Below are 21,400 nucleotides of genomic sequence, written 5' to 3'. Positions count from 1 at the left end.
GATTGGATGATTCCGCAGATGATTAAAGACTCCCTGCGCGTTGGCGCGGTATTCTCGCGCACGCTCAACGTCGACCGCGCGCGCACGATCTCGTTTCTCGGCGAGGCGCTGCGCGTCTACGCCACACCACAATTGGTCAACGATATCGAGCAGGTTTGCCTTGACAGCCTGCTCGACTATATTGACGTCGGCGAGAACTCGGTTGGCATTGCCGTCGATATCGCTCACACGGGAGCGACGCTGCTCGACATGCGCGTGCGCATTGACGTGACGCTTGCCAAAATCGAAGGACGCGCCGTCAAGTTCGATATCGCGGTATTCGACGACGTTGAACAAGTCTGCGCTGGGAGCCATTCGCGATTCATCGTGAACGTCGAGAAGCTCAAGTCGCGGGTAGCGGAGAAGGCAAGCCGTGCGGGAATGATGGGTTTATGAATGTCGCCGGACTGACGGCCACGCGCCCGGAGCGTATTCGGCAATGATTCATATTGACGCAAAAACGCCAATCGGCGAGAACGAGATACCCATCGTCGATGCACATCACCATCTGTGGAATTTATCCTCGGGACGCTATCCCTGGTTGCAGGACGCGTATCACGACGACTTTTTCCTCGGTGACTATCGCGGCATCTGTCGCGACTTTCTCCCGCGGCACTTCTTGGCGAACGTTGACAGACAGCCGGTTATCGCAACGGTCCATGTCGAAGCGGAACGCGCGCGTGACGAACAGATTGCCGAGACGCGCTGGTTGCACGAAGTGCACGCCAAGCACACGTTCCCGAGTGCAGTCGTCGCACATGCGTGGTTCGACCGGCCCGACACGGAAGAGATTCTCGCGCGACACGCCGAGTTTTCGCTGGTTCGAGGTATTCGCTCCAAGCCAGTGACGTCGCATCGGCCGAACGAATCGATCAAGCGGGCGCCCGGCACGATGCAGGATCCCGCGTGGCTGCGCGGCTTTTCCTTGCTGGAGAGATTTGGCCTGTCATGGGATTTACGCGTGCCGCCGTGGCATCTGCCCGACGCGGCGGAAGTCGCGCGTCAGTTTCCGAACACAATGATCGTCCTGAACCACACCGGGTTTCCGTGGGATCGGAGTCCTGAAGGGTTGGCGCGTTGGCGTGGTTGGATGGAGCAACTTGCGAAGCAACCGAACGTTCACGTGAAGCTCTCGGAGTTTGGCCTCCGGGACGCACCTTGGCGCTACGAGGACAACCGGCAAATCGTGCTTGATGCCGTGTCGATTTTTGGTGTGGATCGATGCATGTTCGCGAGCAATTTTCCAGTGGCTGGTCTGCGGGTGCGCTACGACGTGCTTGTCGATAGCATGCGCGCCATGCTCGAACCGCTGGGGCGCGAAGCCCAGGAGAAAATCTTCTTTCGCAACGCGTTGCGATTCTATCGGATCGATCTGCTCTGATCTTCATCTATCCGCATGGTTTTGACGCGCCACATTATCCGGCGGCACGCGCTGCCGGATTTCGCATACGAGACATTCTAGGACAGCGCCGCCTATGTCAGACAACTTTCACGATCCGGACTCGGTGCTAAGTGCGTCCGCATTGCGTCGTCGCTTCCTCGAGACGGGGTCCGACGATGACTTGCCCATCGCAGATGCCCATCAGCATTTTTTTGATGTCGACCGGGGTTACTACCCGTGGCTCTCGGACAAGCTGGTCGACAACTTTCGCTATGGCAGCTACGAAAAGATACGGCGAACCTTCCTGCCAGACGACTATTTTCGCGCGACGGGGCGTCATCGGGTCGTTAAAACGGTGCTTATCGAGGGTGAGTGGAACCCGGAAGACCCCCTGGGTGAATTGCAGTGGGTGGACGCACTCGCACAGGAGCAAGGTTTTCCGCATGCCATGTCCGCACAGGCGTGGCTCGACAGGGCCGATGTGAACGAGGTACTCGACACGTACGCCCGCCATCCGCTTGTCAAGGGAATCCGTCACAAGCCGACGGCCGTCTCGCGCCACGAGTACTCGTCTCGCTTCACAGCACCGGGATCGATGCGCGATCCGGCGTGGCGTGACGGCTACGCCGGACTCGGACCTCGCGCGTTGCTTTTCGAGCTTCAGGTGAGTTGGTGGCATTTCGGCGAGGCGGCTGAGCTTGCGCGCGATTTTCCGGAGACGCTGATCGTTATCAATCACACCGGTCTGCCATCCGATCGCTCGGCCGACGGGCTGCGCGCCTGGCGCCTGGCGCTGGAAACGGTCGCCCGCGAGCGGAATGTGCATCTGAAGATTTCGGGTATTTGCGTGCCAGGACAGCGGTGGAGCGTCGAGGCCAATGGCCCGGTCGTTCGCACAGCGATCGACGTCTTCGGTACGCAGCGCTGTTCATTCGCAAGTAATTATCCGGTCGACACGGTGGTGGACGATATGGCCGATATCTTCGACGGCTTCAAAGCCATCGCGCGAGCGTATTCCGTCGAAGATCGGCTACGGCTTTTTTATGACAACACAGCCAGGGTCTATGACCTCTGACATGGGAGCGTACGATGGTGAAAGTGACGGGAGAAATGCTGATCGGGGCAAGGGCGATATTCGGTTCTGCTGGGCAGTTGTACGCCTTCGATCCGGTACGCGGTGTCGACCTTGAGCCGGTGTTCGGCGGGGCGGACGTCGGGCTGGTCAATCTCGCCTGCGCATTGGCGGAGAGTGCCTTCGACGCTTACCGAATCGTGCCGCTCGAGGTGCGCGCCGCGTTTCTCGAACAGATCGCGGAGAACATTCTAGGGTTGGGCGATGCGCTTATTGAGCGGGCGCACCTGGAATCGGCGTTGCCGAAGGCGCGGCTGGAGGGCGAGCGTGGGCGAACCGTCGGGCAGTTACGATTTTTTGCGTCACTTGTACGTGAGGGCGGTTGGCTGGGCGCGACGCTCGACAGCGCGATGCCCGAGCGCAAACCGCTCCCGCGTCCCGATCTTCGGCTTCAGAAGGTGCCGCTGGGGCCGGTTGCGGTTTTTGGGGCAAGCAATTTTCCGCTGGCGTTTTCGGTGGCGGGAGGTGATACGGCTTCCGCGCTGGCGGCCGGATGCCCCGTCGTCGTGAAAGCCCACCCTGCGCATCTCGGCACGTCCGAGTTGGTAGCGCGCGCGATCCAGCGTGCCGTACACGAATGCGGATTGCCCGAAGGTGTATTTTCGCTGTTGATTGGCGCGGGCAACGAGACTGGCGCGGCACTTGTATCGCATCCGGCTATCCGGGCGGTGGGCTTCACCGGATCTCGCAGCGGGGGCCTCGCGCTCGTCGACATGGCTGCCAAACGTTGGGAGCCCATTCCGGTCTATGCGGAGATGAGCAGCATCAATCCGTTCTTTGTCTTGCCGGGTGCACTCGAGCGCCGATCTGAAGCCCTGGCCGTCGGGCTGGCCGATTCCGTGACGTTGGGTGTCGGGCAGTTCTGCACGAACCCCGGGTTGGTTGTGATGATCGACAGCGCGAAGGCGCGCCAATTTGTCGAGATCGTTGGCGAGGCAATGGCGAAGAAGGGAAGCCAAACAATGCTCACGTCGGGTATCGCCGTTGAGTATGGCCGCTCGGTGGAGAAGCGCGTGGGCGCGTCGGGGGTGCGGCTCGCAGCCACGGGCAGCGAGGCGAGGGGACAGAACGGCGCGCGCCCCGCATTATTTGTGACGTCGGCGTCGGACTTTCTGACGAAAAATGAACTGGGAGCGGAAATTTTCGGCCCGACGTCGCTGGTCGTCCTTTGTATGGATGAAGCGCAGTTGGCGGACGTGGCCCGTCACGTGGAGGGGCAACTGACGTGCACGTTGCAGATGGAGCCGGACGACTATGCGCTTGCAGGAAAGCTCATGCCCATTCTGGAGCGCAAAGCGGGCCGCATTCTGGCGAACGGGTTTCCGACTGGCGTCGAAGTCTCCCAGGCGATGGTGCACGGCGGGCCATATCCGGCGACATCGGACTCAAGGACGACGTCGGTGGGCGCGAATGCGATGGAGCGCTTCCTACGTCCGGTGTGCTATCAGGACCTGCCCGCCGAGTTGCTGCCTGCGTCGGTGCGGGACGATAACCCGCTTGCGCTGTGGCGCGTGCGCGACGGGCGATTGATGAGAAATTGAAGGTGTCTGTCGGGTTCGGGATGGCGCATACTCCAGCGCCATCCCCTTCATTTCACGGCGCATGAACACCGCTACCATCGAGATCACGCTGACCGCGACCACGTAGCCGGCCGGCGCGAGCTTGGAGCCGGTCACGCCAATGAGCCATGTCGCGATGCACTGTGCGAATCCCCCGAACATGGACACTCCCAGACTGTAGACGATGGCCACAGCCCGCTCGACAGCGACAACTTGAGCACGCCTACGCCGTAGTTGGTCAGGTAGTGCAGCAAAATGTAGTTTGAAGAGGTCGGCCCGGCCGTCATCAGGATGCCCGGCTGATCCTTGGCCAGTTGCGCCGGGCGAGCGAAGACGTGGTGCTGGCTGGCGCCAGGCGCGGGGGTACGGTTCGTATGGCTGTCACCCCCTGGTTGATGCATGGGGTGATTCCGGCGGTCGTGCGAGCCTTCCGGCAGCAGCGTCCGGACGTACAGATCGACATCGCCGAGCACCTGGGCGGAAACTATCCTGCCGTGCGCAACGGCCATCTGGATTTTGCGTTCGGCCCGACGCCGGACGCCGGCCAGGAACGTGCCCTCGATGTCCGGCCGATCTATAAGTATTCATTTGCCGTTGTCTGCCGCCCCGGGCATTCGGGGGGGGCAAACGCCCGTTCGATCTACGACTGGCTGCTAAGCCGGTCGATGGAGCGCGCCGCGCCGGCCATCCGGGCGCTCGACCGATATGCCGACCGCTGTTTCCTGGCCATTGATCGAGACGCCGGACATGCGCGATCGGTTCGTCGTGCTTGATTTCGACGCGATTACCGACGATAGTGCAACCTACCTCGTTACACGTCGCGATGCGCCGCCGAAAGGCTCGCATCGGCTTGAATATGCGCGCACGGCAAGCCGTCACCGAATCGGGCTGATCGCCGATGGCAGCCATTGCAGGCGAATTTCACTCCCTGCCGTTTGATTTTGTCAATCCTCCTATAAATGTCTGGGGGACGCTTATGGGACGGTTGCCCTTTAGAGTCTGTGGCTGCGATGAAGATGACACAGGAATTCGCCGGGTCGGGCAGTCCAAATGCCACAATCGGCATCCGCACAAGCCTTCGCGGGCGGGGCGAATCGGGTCATCTAGAAATCAGTCGCTCCGTTCGAGCCTGGCGATCGTCCAGACCCAATCCCAGGCATCGTGCTTGAGCGCATGCGCCAGATATCATCCCGTCGTAGATTGCGCGATTGACGCGTACGTCCGACATTGGTCATTGCCCCGGGGGGGGAACTGCGGCCAACGTACCACCACGAACTTTCCGGCCCGATGGGTTCGCCATCCGGCGGGGAGACTCCGAAGATTGATCAGTGCGTGAGACGCGTGGTACGGTCGATCGCAAAACATTGATTGCACAGACGCTAATGGCATCGAAGGGACAAGCATTCGCGGCGGAGACACGGGATTTCCGCTGTGTCACGGGGGAACGGGGAAGTGGCAGCGTGTTCGGCCATTGGGTGCGCCGCACGCAAGCCGTCGTAGCGGGTTCGCTGCGGGCGTTCGTCATGCTGGCGGCAATGAGCCCGGCAGGCCTGGCCCTGGCTGCGGCACCGCCGGCACCATCCGTCACGGCGGCGTCGACCCCGATCGCTGCGATGGCGCCGTCGTCGTCAACCGTGCCCGATATTGCGTTGTACTACGGTCGAGACCTACCGGTCAACGCGTTGCAGTCCTTCGACTGGGTTGTCGTCGATCCGACGCAAGCCTCGCTGCCCGACGCCTCGCTAACCCCGCATACCACCTGGTTCGCCCGGCTGGACGCGCGCGACACCGTGCAAACGCCTGAGGCGTTTGTCGATGCGCGCGTGGCGCCGCTCTGGGCGCAAGGCTATCGCAATTTCCTGGTCGACGACGGTGCACCGCTCGTGGCCGATGCCGATAGCGACGCGCGCATGGTCGCGCGCGTGAAAGCGGTGCGCGCCCGCTATGCGGACGCGCGTCTCGTGCTGCGCAACCACCTTGGCGTGGCGTCCTCGCTCGCCCCGGAACTTGCCGGCGTGCTCGCCGACGGGCTGCGGCATCGATACGACGCGCGCGCGATGATCTTCGTCGACACGCCGGCCGACGTGCAGCAGTCCGCGCTCGACCAACTGAAGGCGTTGCGCGAACAATTCCATCTGCCGACGTTCGCGATGGACTACTGTGCGAGCGCGGACGTGACCTGTCGTCGCAACACGGCGCGTGCGCTCGATCAGTCAGGCGTACGCGCGTTCGTCACCGATCCGGACGTACAGACGGTCGGCGTTGGCCGCATCGAAGTGATGCCGCGCAAAGTGCTGATGGTGCAGGCGCCGGGCGACGGCGAACCGATCGATCTGACGACCGGCGCGCGCGATATTTCGATGCCGCTGAACTACCTCGGTTACGACGTGCAGTACGTCGACGTCAACAAGGGCCCGATGCCGGCCAATGTGCGCACCGATCGCTATGCGGGCATTGTTGTGTCCATCGACCGCAATGTGAACAACGCGGGCGCGTGGCGTCGCTGGCTGCTGGCCCGAATTCACGACGGCATGCGCGTGGCGGTGATTGGGCAGTTCGGCTTTCCGATCGATCAGCAGACGGCACAGGTGCTCGGCCTCGAGCGCGTGGCGGGCACGGTGCCCGGCTCGGTGGTGCCGAGCGTGGTGAGCAAGGCGCCGATGATCGGCTTCGAGATCATGCCGACGCCCGACGTGCGCGACGCCCTCGGCGTACGCGTGGGCCCGACCGGCCAGCCGCTGCTGCGCTTGAAGGCGGGCACCTACACATATGACATGGCCGGCATGCTGCCGTGGGGCGGTTATACCCTCAATCCCTATGGCGTGACGTCGCTTGCCGGCATCGAACAGGAGCGCTGGGCGATCCAGCCGATCGACTTCCTGCGCCAGGCGCTCGCATTGCCGCCGATGCCGGTGCCTGACGTAACCACCGAAAATGGCCGCCGCCTGATGTTCGTGCATGTCGACGGTGACGGTTTCGCCTCGCGCGCGGAATTCCCGGGCGTCGACTACGGCTCGATGGCGTTGTACGAGCAGATCTATACCAAGTATCCGGTGCCCACGACGCTGTCGGTGATCGAGGGCGAGGTCGGCGCGAAGGGGCTGTATCCGCAGATTTCGCCGCGCCTCGAAGAGATCGCACGCAAGATGTTCGCGCTGCCGAACGTCGAGATCGGCACGCATACCTTCTCGCACCCGTTCAACCTGGAGCAGATCAACCAGACCACGGGCGAGCGTATCACCGGCAAGGCGAACAAGGAGTGGGGCGGGGACGATGCCTTCTCGCTCGACATCCCCAACTACAAGTTCAACCTCGATCGCGAGATCCAGGGGTCGATCGACTACATCAACGAGCGCCTTGCGCCTCCGGGCAAGAAAGTCGTCGTGCTGCAATGGCCGGGCGACGCCCAGGCCCCGGCGATTGCGCTTCGCAAGGCATGGGCCGCGGGCGTGCTGTCGATCAACGGCGGCGACACGATCATTACCAAAACGAACAACAGCTGGACCAACATCGCGCCGTACGGCGTGGAGAAGGGGCGCCTGCCGACCGAGTTCCAGGTGTATGCCGCCGTCATGGACGAAAACGTCTACACCAACGACTGGCTTGGCCCCTACTACGGCTATACGCGCGTGCTCGAGACGTTCGCCATGACGGACAAGCCCATCCGCTTCAAGGCGGTGAACCTGTACTACCACATGTACTCGGGCACGAAGGTCGCGTCGCTGAACGCGCTCAAGGAGGTCTATAACGCGGTGCTCAAGCAGCCCGTGTTTCCGATCTTCACCACGGAATACATCCGCCGCGTGCTGGACTGGCGTCGCGTGGCTGTGGCGCGCGAGGTGAGCGCCGACGGGAGCGCCACGCGCTGGCGCGTGCGCAGCGGTGCCGATTTGCGTGAAATGCGCTGGCCAGGCGAGGGCGTGCCCGTGATGGAGACGTCCGACGACGTCGCCGGCTATCTGCCGGGGCCGGGGGGACTGTATATCCACATGGGGGGCGACGCCGCAGAGTTCTCGATCGCCCCGAAGCGCGCCGAGCGCACGCCGTACGTGGACGAAGCCGCCGGGTTCATCCGCGACTTCCAACGCACCGGCCGCAACCTGTCGTTCCGCTTTGGCGGCTACTACAAGCCGTTCGTGAGCGTGGCCAATGCCGCCGGTTGCCGCATCAGCGTGGACGGTGTGGCGAAGGGACGTGCGGATGGCGCCGGCCGCTTGCGCGCCGATGTCTCCGGCGTCGCCGCGAAGCCGGTCGTCATGCATACCGTGGGGGTTGATTGTGAGTGATGCCGCTCGCCCGGATCCCGACAAGATTGCCGACGCCGTCAGCGGAAAGCCGTTCGACAAGCGCGAACGCCTGAGTCCGCCCTGGCTGACGATCGCGATCGGTGCGGGCATCGTGCTCGCGCTGGGCGCGGCTCACCCGAGCGACGACGACCAGACGCGCGCGCTCGCCGCGCAACCGCCTAGCGAACTTTCGGTGGCCTATCTCGAAGCGTGGCTGCGCATCGAACCCGGCGCGCCGCGTTATCTCGATCTGCTCGGGCAGCAATATCTGGGACTGGGCCGCTGGGACGATGCGATGGCGATCGCGAAGACGCTGCGCGGCATGTCCGACGAGCAAGACCGCCGTCGCGGCATTCTGCTTGCGCTGGCGGCCACGGAGCAGCGGGCGTACGAAGTGCCGGCCGACGATCCGCGTCGTGCCGAACGCATGGCGCGATACGTGGAATGGCTCGACGCGACGTCGCAGTACCAGTGGGACGTGCCGACGCTGCGCATGCTTGCGGAAAAGGCCCGACTGGCGGGCGCCCAGAATCTGATGCTGCGCGACTACCGCCTGCTGGCGGCCGCCGATGCCAAGAACGCCGCGCAATGGCAGGAGAAGCTGGCGGACGCCGCCTTCGCTCACGCCGCGTACGACGATGCCGCCAACGCCTATTTCGCCGCGCAGGACGCGGCCACTACGCGCGACGATCGTCGTCGCCTGTTCCTCGCGGGCATCCGCGTGCTCGTCTCCGCGAACCAGATTGCGCGCGCATGCACGGAAGGCGAGAAGCGCGTAGGCGACCTGGCCAATGATCCCGCCACGCTGCGATATCTGCTCGACGTCGCCCGCCAGGCAGGTCGTCCCGACCTCATGACGAAATACGCGCGGGCACTCACGCAACTGTCGAGCCTGGTGCCGCCGGCTCGCGGGGCGCACGTGCAGCTCGCCGGCTGGTTGCCGGGCGTGAGCGCCGACGGTCGAGGGCTCGATGGCGCCGGCCGTGCGCACCTGCGCTATCTCGATGGCCCGGACGGCGTGCGCGCACGCCAGCAGATGGGCGCATATCGTATCGTGCGCGTCGCCGACATAGGCCTGGCCCGCGGCGCGAGTGCGGCGGATGCCGCGTCGGACACATCGACCAAGTCGACCAGCGCGGACAAGTCGTCCAAGCCGTCCACGCCGGAAGCGTCGGGCAAATTCGATTGGGAGGCCGGCGCAGCGTCGGCGAAGCCGGCGACGGCCGGTGCCGACGCCAACAGCGTGACGGCCGGCGATTACGACGTGGCCTTCAAGGCTTTCGTCGAGGCGCGTCAGCTCGACGACGCCGAGAGGCTCGCGCAGCAGGCCCTGCAACGCAAGCTCGATCCGCTTATCTGGACCCGCCGTCTGGCGCAGGTCGCGCAATGGAACGGGCATCCCTCGGTTGCGCTCACCTACTGGCGTAAGTACGCCGAAGCCACCGGCAACGCCGAAGCGTGGCAGAACGTCTATCAGCTCGCACCGCAGCTCAATGACGACCAGGCCTATCTGGCCGCGCAGATATTCGAAGCCGAGCGCCAGCCGAACGATCTCAAGCTCAAGGACGATATCGTCAACACGTACGAGCGTCTTGGCCGTCCCGACGACGGGCTGGCGTACCTCAAACGTCATGCCGCGGGCAGTCAGCGCCGCGCGTTGCTCGAGCGCGAGGGCGACGTCGCCCAGCGCGTCGGGAAGGACGCCGAGGCGCTGGCGACGTTCGAGACACTGCAAAAGGAATTCGGTCCGTCGCCGGACTACGCGCTGCGCATCGCCAGCCTGATGTATCAGAAGGGCCAGGTGAAGCCGGCGCTGGCCGAATTGCGCAAGGTGCGCGACATCGCCGGTACGCTGCCGGCCGACGCGCGTTACTGGCGCACGTACGCCGAAGTGGCACGCCTGGCACAAAGCGATGAAGACGCCAACTATGCGTATCCGCGCCTGTTGCGCACGGGCAAGGCCGAGGCGATCGACCTGAATGCGATGACGTACTTCTACCAGGGGTATCCGCTCGATGCCGGCCGCACGGCCGAAGCGGAATTCCGGCAGAACGATTCAGACCTCGCGCTTCAGTCGGCGATCTACTACTACACGACGGCCCGCGCCTACGATCGGGTGCAGGCCCTGCTCGACGGTCTCGACGCCGAGCAGCGCGATCGCTTCGCCAAGTCGAGCGAACTGCTCGCCACGCGCGCAACCTACTATCAGCAGATCCAGCGTTGGGATGCGGCGCTGGCCGACCTGCGTGCGGCGTCCCGCCTCGGCAATGCCGGTGATGAAGTGCGCGTCGCCTACCTTTGGGCGCTGGTCGACTACGGCAGCGACGACGCGCTCGCCATGGCGTTGCACGACTATCGCCCGATCGTGGCCGGGAACGCCGATTACTGGGGCGCGTACGGTGCCGGTCTGCTACGCCTGGGCAATCCGCGCGAAGCGTTGACGTATTTGCGCCAACAGGCGTCGCTCTCGGACGACGACCCGTTGTGGATGCTCTCGCTTGCCGACGCCGAAGAAGCCGCCGGTGATGCCCAGACGGCGTGGCGCATTCGTCGCGGCGCGTGGCGTGACCTGCAGGCGCGTGCGCAGACCGGGAAACTGCGCATCGCCCCGCGCCGGCGCCAGGGCGCGGTGGTGCAACGTCTCGCGGCGCAGACGTCGGATAACGACGGCGTGCTCGAAGCCCAGGCCGCACGCGTCACGCTCGCGCAGGTGTTCTCGAACGGCGACACGTCGCGCCGGCTGTTGGCGAATCTGCTGCGCGACGACCGGCGTTCGGCCGACAGCGCCAAGGTGGGCGACTCGTTGCTGGGCGAATCGGCCGAGCTGGCGCCGCTCAAGCCCGCTGGCGACGCGACCGACACGCCGGCGACGCGCGATCCCGCGTTGCTCTCGCGCCCAGCGGTGATCAGCGCGACCACGCGCGACGTCGGGCTCGCATGGGCACTGTCCGGCGAACACTTCGATCTGGCCCGCGCGTGGCTGGCGCGCGAGTACACGAATCGCCTGCTGCGCCCGGCCGATGCCGAGATTGCCCTCGCGCTCGAGGCCAATGACCGCGACAAGATGGCGCAACTGCTTGACCACCGGCAAGGTCGTATGCCGATCGAAAACGAGGTCGAAGCGAACGAGCGACTGGGACGCTCGACCCAGGCCGAGACGCTCGCGTGGCGCGCGGCCGACGGCGCGCCGAACAACGACGCCGTGCACACGACGTTCACGGACACGATCCTGCGCGATCGCTCGAATGCGGGCTTCGATCTTTTCTATTCGCGCCAGGCGCCGCTGAGCTATCTCGAAAGTTCGCTGATCGGCAGCCTGAACCTCACCAGCCGCATCGGGGTGACGGTCGAGGCGATCCAGCGCAATCAGCGGACCATCGACACGTCGCAGCTGGCCTGGGTACCGGCGCATGACCGGATCTTCAACTTCACCGTGCGCGATCGCACCGTCGAGCGGGATCTGGCGCTGACGGTGGGGCATCGCAGCGAGTTGAACAGCTTCTTCACCGGGCTCGCGTCGGCTGCGTTCAACCGCAACACGCCGCTGACCACGACATTCCAGGCGGGCTACAACCAGTTCACCGACATCGCGCCGAATACGCAAGTGGCCGGAACGCGCGACTTCGGCAGTATGCAGATGCTGTGGGCGGGCGATGGCCGCTGGTACGGTCAGGCAACCGCCGAGTACGACCGTTTCCATGCGCAGGACCGCACGTACCTGGGGCGCGGCTGGCGTTTCGGCGGCGAATTGGGGTACAAGTTGCGCATCGACTACCCGGACGTGAACGTCAGGCTCGTGGTCGAGCGGGGCATTTATACGCCGGGCACGGCCACTATCCCGTCGCTCGCCGTGCTGCTGCCGGCCGGCACGGTGCCGGTGGCCTCGGAGTTCATGCCGATCACGACCACTCAATACGGCGTCATGACAGGCTTCGGGCAGGATTACCAGAATGCATACCGGCGTGCATGGCGGCCGTATCTTGACGTGGGCTACATCCACGACAGTCAGCAAGGCTGGGGACCGCAGGTCAACGTGGGCATGGCGGGGTCGGTCCTCGGCAACGATCACGCGCGCGTGTATTACTCGCACGACATCACCAACGGCACCGGTGTTGCCACGACGCAGGTCGGCGTCGCGTACCGGCTGTTCTACTGAAATTTCGCATCCGCAAGGGAGAGCAAGACCATGAAGACAATCGTGAGTAAGCTGTGGCGTCGTTTGGCCGGCGCTGCCGTCCTGACTGCGCTGGTGGCGGGCTGTTCGACGATGAATGTCGGCGACGCCCCGAATCTGCCGAAGACGGCCGCCTGGGCGATCCTGCCGATCGCCAACACGACGGAAACGCCGGATGCCGGCCAGCGCGCCGAGAGCATTGCGCAAAGTATTCTGATCCAGAACGGCTTCACCGATCTGCATCGCTATGTCGGCGATCCGGACGGCGGTGATTCGCTCGTCGGCGGCAACAACGCACAGGCGCGCATGCGCGCGCTGGAATGGGCACGCAAGACCGGGGCGAAGTATGCGCTCTCGGGGGCCGTGACCGAATGGCGCTACAAGGTCGGTGTCGACGGCGAACCGGTGGCCGGGGTGACGTTCGACGTCATCGATGTCTCGAACGGCAGCATTGTCTGGAGCGCGACCGGCAGCCGCAGCGGCTGGAGCCGCTCGAGCCTGGCCGGCGTCGGTCAGACGTTGATTCGCAATCTGCTGGCTCCGCTGGCGCAACGGTAACGGGCGCATCGTGAAAACCGCGACTCAACAGGACGCTGCAATTGACGCGAAGCCCGGTGGCCCGGAGCAGGTGCGACGCTCGGAGCCGTTCGGCAATGTGAGCACCTATGGCCGCCTGCTCGCGCCAGCCGTGACGCGCCCGGTAGCGGTCTTCGAGGTGATCACCGGCATGGCGCTCGCCGTGGCGATCGCCTGGCTGCTGCGCCCCGGCGATCCGCTGCTCATCGGGCTGGGCTTTCCGTGGATGTGGGTGGTCGCCCTGGTCATGGCGCTGCGCTACGGCGCGCTGCTCGGCGTGGTGGCGGGCCTCGTGCTTGCCGGCGTCTGGTACGGCCTGTACGGCCAGCACGGCGAGCCGTTCCCGGCGATGTTCTTTGTCGGCGGCTTCACGATGATCGTCGTTGGCGGGCACTTCTGCGACATCTGGGGCAACCGCGCCACGCGGGCTCGGGGCATCAATACCTATCTGAACGATCGCCTCGTCGCCATCACGAACAACCATTACCTGTTGCGTGTCTCGCACGAACGGCTCGAGCGCGATCTGCTCACCAAGCCGAGCACGATGCGCGACGCCATCACGCGACTGCGCGAACTGACGGCCTCGGACGAGGCGAGTGCTGCGGGCGAGCCGTTGCCCAACGCTCAGCCGATGCTCGAATTCGCCGCACTGACGTGCCAGATCGAAGTGGCGTCTGTGTTCCCGGTACGCCTCGGGCGGCTGGTGCCGACGGCGGTGGCCTGCGTGGGCGAAGCCTTCAGCCCGGTGGAGAGTGATCCCCTCGTTCAGACCTGTCTGCGCGAACGCACGCTCGCGCACGTGCGTGACGACGTGACGGCGGGCGAGGGCAGTGCGTATATCGTGTGCGCGCCGCTCACCGACACGGAGGGCAACCTCAATGGCATGCTGATCGTGCGCCGTATGTCGTTCCTCGCGCTCAATCACGACAACCTGCAATTGTTGCTGGTGCTGCTGGCCTATTACGCCGACGGGGTGGCACAGCAAGGCGTGGTGGCCAGCGTGCGCGACGAGGTGCCGAGCGTGCCTTACGACTTCGCGCTGGAGCTGGGACGCCTTGCCCGCATGAAGCGTCAGAGCGGCATCCAGTCCTCGCTCGTGGCGCTCGTGTTCCCGCGCGGCGCGAGCGGCGACTCGCTGTTCGAGCAGACGGTGCGTTCGCGCCGGGCGCTCGACGCCTTGTGGATTCAGTCGACGCCGCGTCAGCAGATCGCCATCGCGCTGATGCCGATCACCGACGATAACGGCATCGACGGATATCTGATCCGCATCGAGAATGCGCTGCGTCAGCAATACGGCCTGGATTTCCAGTCCGGACACGTGGCAGTGCATTCGGCGAGTGTGGACGAGCGCGCCCCGGGCGAAGGGCTGGGCAAACTGCTGGAGCGCTGCCGCAATCATGCTTAAGAAACTGCTGGCACTCGCGCTTGGTGTCCTGGCCCTGCTCGCGCAGGCCCAGGCGGTGCGCACGCTCTTCGAGCCGGCCGGGCGGATCGACCCGCTGGTGGTCTTCTTCGGATGGCAATTGCTCACGGCAGTGCTCACGGCGACGTTCGTACGTTCGGTGCTGCCGGAGCATTACCACGGGCGTACCGGGGCGTTCTGGCACAGCTTGGCGATCAGCCTGTTCATGCCGGTGGGCGGCTTGTTGCTGTTTCTCGGCGTGATGGCGATCAGTGTTCTGTTCCCGGCACCGAAAGAAATGGCGCGCGCCGGGGCGGTCGACCTGCCGGAGTTCGTGACCTACCTCGTTTCGCGCGTCACGCACGGCGCTGGTGCGCGCCTGCGGGCGCGCTTGCGCAACACACAGGGCAGCAGCGAAGACCGCGTAGCCGCGCTGGTGTCGGTGCAGGCCCTGCCGTCGCGCGCCACCGGCGAGATCATGCGGGATTTGCTGGCCGATCCGGTGGAAGAGATCCGGTTGCTCGCGTACGGCATCGTCGACGGCATTGAAAAGCAGATCATGCATCGTATTTTCGAGGCCCGCACACAGCACGAGCGTGCCGCCAACGACGATGAGCGTGCCGACGCGAGCCACCGCCTCGCCGAGTTGTACTGGGAACTGATTTACCAGGATCTCGTGCGCGGCGAGGTGTACCAGTTCACGATGGAGCGCGTGGAGCGCTTTGCCCGCGAGGCGCTCGCGCATCGCGAGAACGACGCGGTGATGTGGTACCTGCTGGGCCGTTGCGCGCTGCTGCGTCACGATCCGGAGCAAGCGGAACACTGTCTGCAGCGTGCCGAGTTGCATCAATTTCCTGCGGACCGGCTCGTGCCCTGGCTTGCCGAAGTCGCGTTCCTCAAACATCAATATGCACGGGTGGGGCAGATGCTCGCCGGCCTGGGGAATGGCACGGCCACCCCGATGCTGCAACCCGTCATGCGTTTCTGGACCCGCTAATGCGTACCAACGAACGTCGCGCTGCCTCGGCCGACATCGCTTTGCTGCTCGAAGGCACTTACCCGTATGTGCGGGGCGGAGTGTCGTCGTGGGTGGATCAAATGATCCGTGCGTTCCCGGACCTGACGTTTGCCGTCGTGTTCATCGGTAGCCGTCGCGAGGACTACGGCGACATGGTCTATCCGCTGCACGACAACATCGTGCATTTCGAGGCGCATTATCTGTATGAGTTCGACGTGCCTGCGCCCGTGCGTAGCGCCGAGGGCGATGCACAGGCGTTCGAGAAGATGGAGAAGATGCATGACATGCTGCGCCGCCGCGACGACCTGCAAGGCATTGGCAAGCTGATTCACGACGTGATTCCGATGCTCGCCGACGACGGCGAGATCAGCGAGGCCAACTTCCTGCACAGCCGGCGCTCGTGGGACATGATCACCGATCGCTACAAGACGTATTGCCTGGACCCATCGTTCACGGACTATTTCTGGACGGTCCGGATCATGCACAAGCCGCTGTGGCAACTCGCGCGCATTTGCGATCAGTTGATTCCGGCCAAGGTGTACCACACCGTTTCCACGGGATACGCGGGCTTCCTGGGGGCGTTGCTGCGCTTCAAGCACCAGCGTCCGCTGCTGGTCTCCGAGCATGGCATCTACACCAAGGAGCGCAAGATAGATCTGCTGCAGAGCCAGTGGATTCGCGACAACCGCGGGCTGTTCGAGCGCGACATCTCGCAGGTCGGCTATTTCCAAAACCTGTGGGTGCGCTTCTTCGAGGCGATGGGACGCGTGTGCTACGAGGCAGCCGACGAGATCACCGCGCTTTTCGAGGGCAATCGTCTGCGCCAGATCGCCGACGGCGCGCCCGAGCACAAGACCCGCAACACGCCCAACGGCATTTCGGTCGACGCGTTCGCACCGCTGCGCGAGATGCGTCCAGCGGGCATCCCGCCGGTGGTGGCGTTGATCGGCCGGGTGGTGCCCATCAAGGACATCAAGACCTTCATTCGTGCGATCTTCATCGCCAGCCGCCAGATGCCGGGGCTGCAAGGGTGGGTGGTCGGCCCCGAGGAAGAAGATCCGGCCTACGCACAGGAGTGTCGTGACATTGCCGCGAGCCTGGGCATGGAAGACAGCCTGCGGTTCATGGGTTTCCAGAAGGTGCCGGACATCCTGCCGCAGATCGGCGTGATGGCGCTGTCGTCGATTTCCGAAGCGTTGCCGCTGGTGGTGCTGGAGGCGTATGCCGCCGGGGTGCCCGTGGTGACGACCGACGTCGGCTCGTGCCGCCAACTGGTCGAAGGACTCGGCGACGAGGATCGCGCCCTCGGGCCGGCCGGCAAGGTCGTGCAGATCGCCAACCCGGAGCAATTCGCCCAGGCACTGCTCGACGTGCTCGAGCCTGCCACCTGGCACGCAGCCCAGCGCGCGGCGATTGCGCGTGTCGAACGCTATTACACGATCACCCAGATGCAGGACGCCTACCGCAGTCTTTACGAGACACTGCTGGCGCGTCCCGCTGCCGGGGCGATCGCGGGAGACCACTGATGGCTGGCATTGGCTTCGAACTGCGCAAGATTCTCCGGCGCGACACGCTGACCAGCACGCTGGCGGCCTATGGCTACGCGGGCGTCATCAGCGCGGGTCCGCTGATTCTCTCGATTCTCGGCATTCTGCTGATCGGCTTGATGAGCCTCGCGGTGGTGCAGCCGCCGGGCCTCATCGTGCAGTTCCAGGTCTCGGTAACGTATCTGATCGCGTTCAGCCTGATCGTGACGGGTGTGTTGCAGCTCTCGTTTACGCGCTTCCTGAGCGACCGGCTGTTCGAGCGGCGTCCCGATCTGGTGCTGCCGAACTACAACGCGGTGGCGCTGGTGACGACAGTCGGCACGGGCGTCATTGGGTTGATCCTGGCGTTGACGGTGTTTCGCGGCTTGTCGACCGGCTATCGGCTGTTGATGCTCACGGGCTTCGTGATCGTGAGCAATATCTGGATCGGCGTGCTGTTTCTCACCAGCGTGAAGCAGTATCGTGCGGTCCTGGCGATCTTCTTCGTGGGTTACAGCGTGACGGTGGTGAGCGCGGTGCTGCTCAACCGCTACGGGCTCGAAGGGCTGCTCGGCGGTTTCGTCTTCGGTCACCTGATCCTGCTGCTCGGCATGGTCTGCCTGATTCACCGGAACTACCGCACGGATGACTACTTGCTCTGGCAGGTCTTTGCGCGCCGCTTTTCGTATCCGTCGTTGATGTTCGTGGGCCTCTTGTTCAACCTGGGCATCTGGCTCGACAAGCTGATGTTCTGGTTCTACCCGGTGACCGGGCAGGATGTGATCGGCCCGCTGCGCGCATCGGTGATCTACGATCTGCCGGTGTTCCTGTCGTATTTGTGCGTGATCCCGGGCATGGCGGTGTTTCTGCTGCGCATCGAGACGGACTTCGTCGAGTACTACGATCAGTTCTTCAACGCCGTGCGTACCGGTGGCACGCTCAAGTACATCGAGGAATCGCGCGACATGATGGTGCGATCGGTGCGCACCGGCTTGTACGAAATCCTGAAGATCCAGGCCGTCGTCACGCTGCTGATCTTCGCGTTCGGCGACAAGCTGTTGCGCCTGATCGGCATTTCGGTGCTGTACCTGCCGCTGCTGCATATCGACGTGATTTCAGCGAGTCTGCAGGTGCTGTTCCTCGGCATTCTGAACATCTTCTTTTACTTGGACCGGCGTGGCACGGTGCTCGCGCTCACGGCCGCGATGGTCGTCGCCAATGGCCTGTTCACGTGGGGCACGCTGATGATCGGACCGAATAGCTACGGCTACGGCTTCGCACTGGCGCTGCTGGTCGTCGTGATGGTGGCAATGCAGTTGCTCGATCGCCGGCTCGACGCGCTCGAATATGAAACCTATATGCTGCAACAGCAGCGCTGACACCACCGCTGCCGATCACCATGTCTGAGCACACGACACAACCTCACCGCGCCTGGTGGCGCTGTCCACTGGCTCGCTTCATGGGCGGCGTGGTGGGGATCTTTGCCGGCGTCTTCCTCAATACCGCCTCGGCGCAACCGACTGCGTTCGGGCGCATTGCGTTCTTCTATGGCGCGGCGCTCGATCCGCAGGCGCTCGCGGGTTACGATCAGGTGGTGATCGAGCCCGACAACGGCTTTGTGCCGAAGGCGGCCGATCCCGCGGCGCAACCCCAGGGACGTCGCTGGATTGCTTATGTCAGCGTGGGCGAAGTGCTGCCTTCACGCGACTACTATGGCGCGATCCCCGCCGCCTGGCGCATCGGGCGAAATGGCGACTGGAAATCGGAAGTGATCGACCAGGCCGCGCCGGGATGGCCCCGGTTTTTCGTGGAGAGGGTCATCGCGCCCTTATGGGCCAAGGGCTATCGCGGTTTCTTCCTCGACACGCTCGACTCGTATGAACTGGTCGCCAAGACCGATGCCGAGCGCGCACGTCAGCAAGCCGGGCTGGTCGCAGTCATCAAGCGCATTCACCACCGCTTCCCGCGCGCCGAACTGATTCTGAATCGCGGCTTCGTGCTGATGCCCGAGGTGCACCGCGACGTGGCGGCCGTGGCGTTCGAATCGCTCTATCGCGGTTGGGACGAGGGCAGCCAGCGATACGTGGCGGTGCCGGACGCCGATCGCGCCTGGCTGCTCGCTCGGGCGCGCGAGGTGCGCGAGCGTTACGACCTGCCGGTAATCGCGATCGATTACTGTGCGCTGGCCGATACCGCGTGTGCCAGGCAAACCGTCGCGCAGATTCGTGCGCAGGGCCTCATTCCTTACGTGGGGGACGGTCACCTCATGCATGTCAATCCCGCCGCGGCGCAGGACTGACGCCTCGCATCGGGCGAGACAACGAAGCAGGCAGAAGACAATTCCGGCGCGCATTCAGAACAACGCCGGCCATCAGACAGGTCAACACGTAGTCGAGCGTTGCCGGCCATTCGGGCGGCACGCCTCGTGCTGCGCTTATCCAATCGATCGTTGAGGGGAAGTCATGTGTGGAATCGTGGGCGGCGTGGCACGCCGTGACGTGGTACCGGTGCTGGTCGAAGGGCTGCGCCGTCTTGAATATCGTGGCTATGATTCGTGCGGTGTCGCCATCCTCGACGCCGCGCGCCAGCTCGCGCGCGTGCGTAGTGTGTCGCGCGTGGCTCAACTGCAGGCGCAACTGGCGGAAGCGGCCATGGGCGCTGGACTGGGCATTGCCCACACGCGGTGGGCCACTCACGGCGCACCGGCGACCGAGAACGCGCATCCAATCTTCTCGCGTGAGCGGATCGGGCTGGTGCATAACGGCATTATCGAGAACCACGAGGCGCTGCGCGAGGCGCTACGTGCCAAAGGCTACGAATTCACGAGCCAGACCGATACGGAAGTCATCGCCCATCTGGTGGACGCGCATTTCGCGGCAAACGAGGGCGGCACGCTCGTGCACGCCGTGCGCTCGGCCATTGCGCAATTGCGCGGGGCCTATGCCATCGCCGTCATCAGCAAGGACGAACCGGAGCGCATGGTGTGCGCGCGCCAGGGCTCGCCGCTCGTGATCGGCTTTGCAGCGGACGGGCATTTCCTCGCCTCCGACGCGCTGGCGCTGGCCGGTCACTGTGACCGGTTCATGTATCTCGAGGAAGGCGACGTGGCGTTGCTCACGCCGGCGCGCGTGACGGTGTTCGACGCGCAGGGCGACGAGGTCGAGCGCGCGATACGTGCGATGGCCGCGTATCAATCCGAAGTGTCGCTGGGGCCGTATCAGCATTACATGCAGAAGGAGATCTTCGAGCAGCCACGGGCGATTGCGGACACGATTGCCGATGTCACCGAGTTTTCTCCGGCCTTGTTCGGCGAAGGGGCCGCCGATGTCCTGCCGCAGGTTAGCGGTGTGCTGATTCTCGCTTGCGGCACCAGTTACTACGCGGGGCTCACGGCCAAATACTGGCTTGAAGCGCTTGCCGGCATTCCTACGCAAGTCGAGATCGCGAGCGAGTACCGCTATCGCGAGTCAGTGCCCAATCCGCAAGCGCTCGTCGTGACAATCTCGCAGTCGGGGGAGACTGCCGACACGCTTGCGGCGCTCAAGCATGCCCAGGGCCTTGGACACGATCGTACGCTGGCGATCTGCAATGTGGCGACCAGCGCGCTCGTGCGTCAGACGGCGATGTCGTTCATTACGCGCGCGGGCACCGAAATCGGCGTGGCATCGACCAAGGCGTTTACCACGCAGCTCGTGTCGCTGTTCATGCTGGCCGTCACGCTCGGTGTCGAGCGCAAGCGCATCGATGCGACGGAAGCGGCACGCCACCTTGCGCAGTTGCGTCATTTGCCGGCGGCACTCACCAGCGTGCTCGCACTCGAGCCCCAGCTCATGGCCTGGGCGTCGCAATTTGCCGACGTGCCGAGCGCGCTGTTCCTCGGGCGCGGGCTGCACTACCCGATCGCTCTCGAAGGGGCACTGAAGCTCAAGGAAATTTCTTACATCCACGCCGAGGCGTATCCCGCCGGCGAACTCAAGCATGGCCCGCTCGCGCTGGTCAGCGAACAGATGCCGGTGGTGACGGTCGCCCCGAACGACGTGCTGGTGGAGAAGCTGAAGTCGAACATGCAGGAAGTGCGTGCGCGTGGTGGCGAACTCTACGTCTTGGCCGACGGCGATATGCGCATTGCCAGCGCCGACGGCATTCGTGTCATCCGCATGCCCGAGCATTACGGTGAACTGTCCCCCGTACTGCACGTCGTGCCGCTCCAACTGTTGGCTTATCATACGGCGTGTGCACGGGGTGCCGATGTCGACAAGCCCCGCAACCTGGCGAAATCGGTCACGGTCGAATAGCCAACGGATGAT

At 64.3% G+C, this 21,400-nt stretch carries 16 protein-coding genes and 1 pseudogene; 15 read left to right on the top strand and 2 right to left on the bottom strand.

Annotated features, from left to right (window positions below; genetic code table 11):
- The first annotated feature begins 18 nt into the window (after positions 1-18).
- The 4 genes from PTE31013_RS21215 to PTE31013_RS21200 all read left to right on the top strand — a co-directional run bounded on the left by PTE31013_RS21215 (position 19) and on the right by PTE31013_RS21200 (position 4,093).
- Complete coding sequence (locus tag PTE31013_RS21215) at positions 19-435, top strand: thioesterase family protein (RefSeq protein ID WP_150614615.1); 417 nt, start codon at positions 19-21, stop codon at positions 433-435.
- 43 nt (positions 436-478) lie between these two features.
- Entirely contained in the window at positions 479-1,420 is a 942-nt protein-coding gene (locus PTE31013_RS21210; protein ID WP_150614614.1) for an amidohydrolase family protein, read from the top strand.
- A gap of 94 nt (positions 1,421-1,514) precedes the next feature.
- The gene (locus PTE31013_RS21205) at positions 1,515-2,495 is read left to right on the top strand and encodes an amidohydrolase family protein (protein WP_150614613.1); all 981 of its coding nucleotides are present in this window, start codon (positions 1,515-1,517) and stop codon (positions 2,493-2,495) included.
- A gap of 17 nt (positions 2,496-2,512) precedes the next feature.
- Positions 2,513-4,093, top strand: coding sequence for an aldehyde dehydrogenase (NADP(+)) (locus PTE31013_RS21200; protein ID WP_150614647.1), 1,581 nt, complete (start codon positions 2,513-2,515; stop codon positions 4,091-4,093).
- Between the two features lie 51 nt (positions 4,094-4,144).
- Here the strand turns inward: PTE31013_RS21200 and PTE31013_RS25200 are convergent.
- Together PTE31013_RS25200 and PTE31013_RS24935 are read right to left on the bottom strand one after the other, a co-directional pair.
- Positions 4,145-4,303, bottom strand: a pseudogene (locus PTE31013_RS25200) (MFS transporter); the annotation flags it as partial.
- The gene (locus tag PTE31013_RS24935) at positions 4,225-4,512 is read right to left on the bottom strand and encodes a hypothetical protein (RefSeq protein ID WP_174978661.1); all 288 of its coding nucleotides are present in this window, start codon (positions 4,510-4,512) and stop codon (positions 4,225-4,227) included. The pseudogene PTE31013_RS25200 and the gene PTE31013_RS24935, both read right to left, overlap by 79 nt.
- On the opposite strand from PTE31013_RS24935, the gene PTE31013_RS21190 reads away from it, so the two are divergent.
- The 11 genes from PTE31013_RS21190 to glmS all read left to right on the top strand — a co-directional run bounded on the left by PTE31013_RS21190 (position 4,486) and on the right by glmS (position 21,388).
- Complete coding sequence (locus PTE31013_RS21190) at positions 4,486-4,884, top strand: LysR substrate-binding domain-containing protein (RefSeq protein WP_150614612.1); 399 nt, start codon at positions 4,486-4,488, stop codon at positions 4,882-4,884. The genes PTE31013_RS24935 and PTE31013_RS21190 overlap by 27 nt on opposite strands.
- Positions 4,859-5,050 (top strand): hypothetical protein, encoded by a 192-nt coding sequence (locus tag PTE31013_RS21185; protein WP_150614611.1) that lies wholly within the window; start codon positions 4,859-4,861, stop codon positions 5,048-5,050. The genes PTE31013_RS21190 and PTE31013_RS21185 overlap by 26 nt, the downstream gene beginning before the upstream one ends.
- Positions 5,051-5,571: 521 nt before the next feature.
- On the top strand, positions 5,572-8,397 hold the full coding sequence (locus PTE31013_RS24930; protein WP_174978660.1) for a bifunctional glycoside hydrolase/polysaccharide deacetylase family protein: 2,826 nt from the start codon (positions 5,572-5,574) through the stop codon (positions 8,395-8,397).
- Entirely contained in the window at positions 8,390-12,553 is a 4,164-nt protein-coding gene (locus PTE31013_RS21180) for a tetratricopeptide repeat protein (protein ID WP_174978659.1), read from the top strand. The genes PTE31013_RS24930 and PTE31013_RS21180 overlap by 8 nt, the downstream gene beginning before the upstream one ends.
- 30 nt (positions 12,554-12,583) lie before the next feature.
- Positions 12,584-13,129 (top strand): penicillin-binding protein activator LpoB, encoded by a 546-nt coding sequence (locus tag PTE31013_RS21175; protein ID WP_150614609.1) that lies wholly within the window; start codon positions 12,584-12,586, stop codon positions 13,127-13,129.
- 10 nt (positions 13,130-13,139) lie between these two features.
- Positions 13,140-14,552, top strand: coding sequence for a PelD GGDEF domain-containing protein (locus PTE31013_RS21170; protein ID WP_150614608.1), 1,413 nt, complete (start codon positions 13,140-13,142; stop codon positions 14,550-14,552).
- Entirely contained in the window at positions 14,545-15,546 is a 1,002-nt protein-coding gene (locus PTE31013_RS21165; RefSeq protein WP_150614607.1) for a tetratricopeptide repeat protein, read from the top strand. The genes PTE31013_RS21170 and PTE31013_RS21165 overlap by 8 nt, the downstream gene beginning before the upstream one ends.
- Complete coding sequence (pelF, locus tag PTE31013_RS21160) at positions 15,546-17,093, top strand: GT4 family glycosyltransferase PelF (RefSeq protein WP_150614606.1); 1,548 nt, start codon at positions 15,546-15,548, stop codon at positions 17,091-17,093. The genes PTE31013_RS21165 and pelF overlap by 1 nt, the downstream gene beginning before the upstream one ends.
- The gene (gene pelG, locus PTE31013_RS21155) at positions 17,093-18,472 is read left to right on the top strand and encodes an exopolysaccharide Pel transporter PelG (RefSeq protein WP_150614605.1); all 1,380 of its coding nucleotides are present in this window, start codon (positions 17,093-17,095) and stop codon (positions 18,470-18,472) included. Before pelF ends, pelG begins: the two co-directional genes overlap by 1 nt.
- Before the next feature lie 20 nt (positions 18,473-18,492).
- Positions 18,493-19,392, top strand: coding sequence for an endo alpha-1,4 polygalactosaminidase (locus PTE31013_RS21150; RefSeq protein WP_246174788.1), 900 nt, complete (start codon positions 18,493-18,495; stop codon positions 19,390-19,392).
- 163 nt (positions 19,393-19,555) lie between these two features.
- Positions 19,556-21,388 carry a glutamine--fructose-6-phosphate transaminase (isomerizing) gene (gene glmS / locus PTE31013_RS21145; protein ID WP_150614604.1) on the top strand — a complete coding sequence of 611 codons (1,833 nt, stop codon included), beginning with the start codon at positions 19,556-19,558 and terminating at the stop codon, positions 21,386-21,388.
- Positions 21,389-21,400: the final 12 nt, after the last annotated feature.

Origin of the sequence: Pandoraea terrigena, from assembly GCF_902459705.1 — a bacterium.
In the GTDB taxonomy this organism is placed as follows: Bacteria; Pseudomonadota; Gammaproteobacteria; order Burkholderiales; family Burkholderiaceae; genus Pandoraea; species Pandoraea terrigena.
Note: the sequence above shows the minus strand (reverse complement) of the source record. Positions and strands in the feature narration are given on the sequence as shown.

Excerpts from the sequence above, each read along its gene's own strand:
- PTE31013_RS21210 (WP_150614614.1), top strand. The coding sequence starts at position 479 with ATGATTCATATTGACGCAAAAACGCCAATCGGCGAGAACGAGATACCC.
- glmS (WP_150614604.1), top strand. The coding sequence starts at position 19,556 with ATGTGTGGAATCGTGGGCGGCGTGGCACGCCGTGACGTGGTACCGGTG.
- PTE31013_RS21215 (WP_150614615.1), top strand. The coding sequence starts at position 19 with ATGATTAAAGACTCCCTGCGCGTTGGCGCGGTATTCTCGCGCACGCTC.
- pelF (WP_150614606.1), top strand. The coding sequence starts at position 15,546 with ATGCGTACCAACGAACGTCGCGCTGCCTCGGCCGACATCGCTTTGCTG.
- PTE31013_RS21185 (WP_150614611.1), top strand. The coding sequence starts at position 4,859 with ATGCGCGATCGGTTCGTCGTGCTTGATTTCGACGCGATTACCGACGAT.
- PTE31013_RS21175 (WP_150614609.1), top strand. The coding sequence starts at position 12,584 with ATGAAGACAATCGTGAGTAAGCTGTGGCGTCGTTTGGCCGGCGCTGCC.
- PTE31013_RS21205 (WP_150614613.1), top strand. The coding sequence starts at position 1,515 with ATGTCAGACAACTTTCACGATCCGGACTCGGTGCTAAGTGCGTCCGCA.
- PTE31013_RS21165 (WP_150614607.1), top strand. The coding sequence starts at position 14,545 with ATGCTTAAGAAACTGCTGGCACTCGCGCTTGGTGTCCTGGCCCTGCTC.
- PTE31013_RS21190 (WP_150614612.1), top strand. The coding sequence starts at position 4,486 with ATGGCTGTCACCCCCTGGTTGATGCATGGGGTGATTCCGGCGGTCGTG.
- pelG (WP_150614605.1), top strand. The coding sequence starts at position 17,093 with ATGGCTGGCATTGGCTTCGAACTGCGCAAGATTCTCCGGCGCGACACG.
- PTE31013_RS24935 (WP_174978661.1), bottom strand. The coding sequence starts at position 4,512 with ATGCATCAACCAGGGGGTGACAGCCATACGAACCGTACCCCCGCGCCT.
- PTE31013_RS21150 (WP_246174788.1), top strand. The coding sequence starts at position 18,493 with ATGTCTGAGCACACGACACAACCTCACCGCGCCTGGTGGCGCTGTCCA.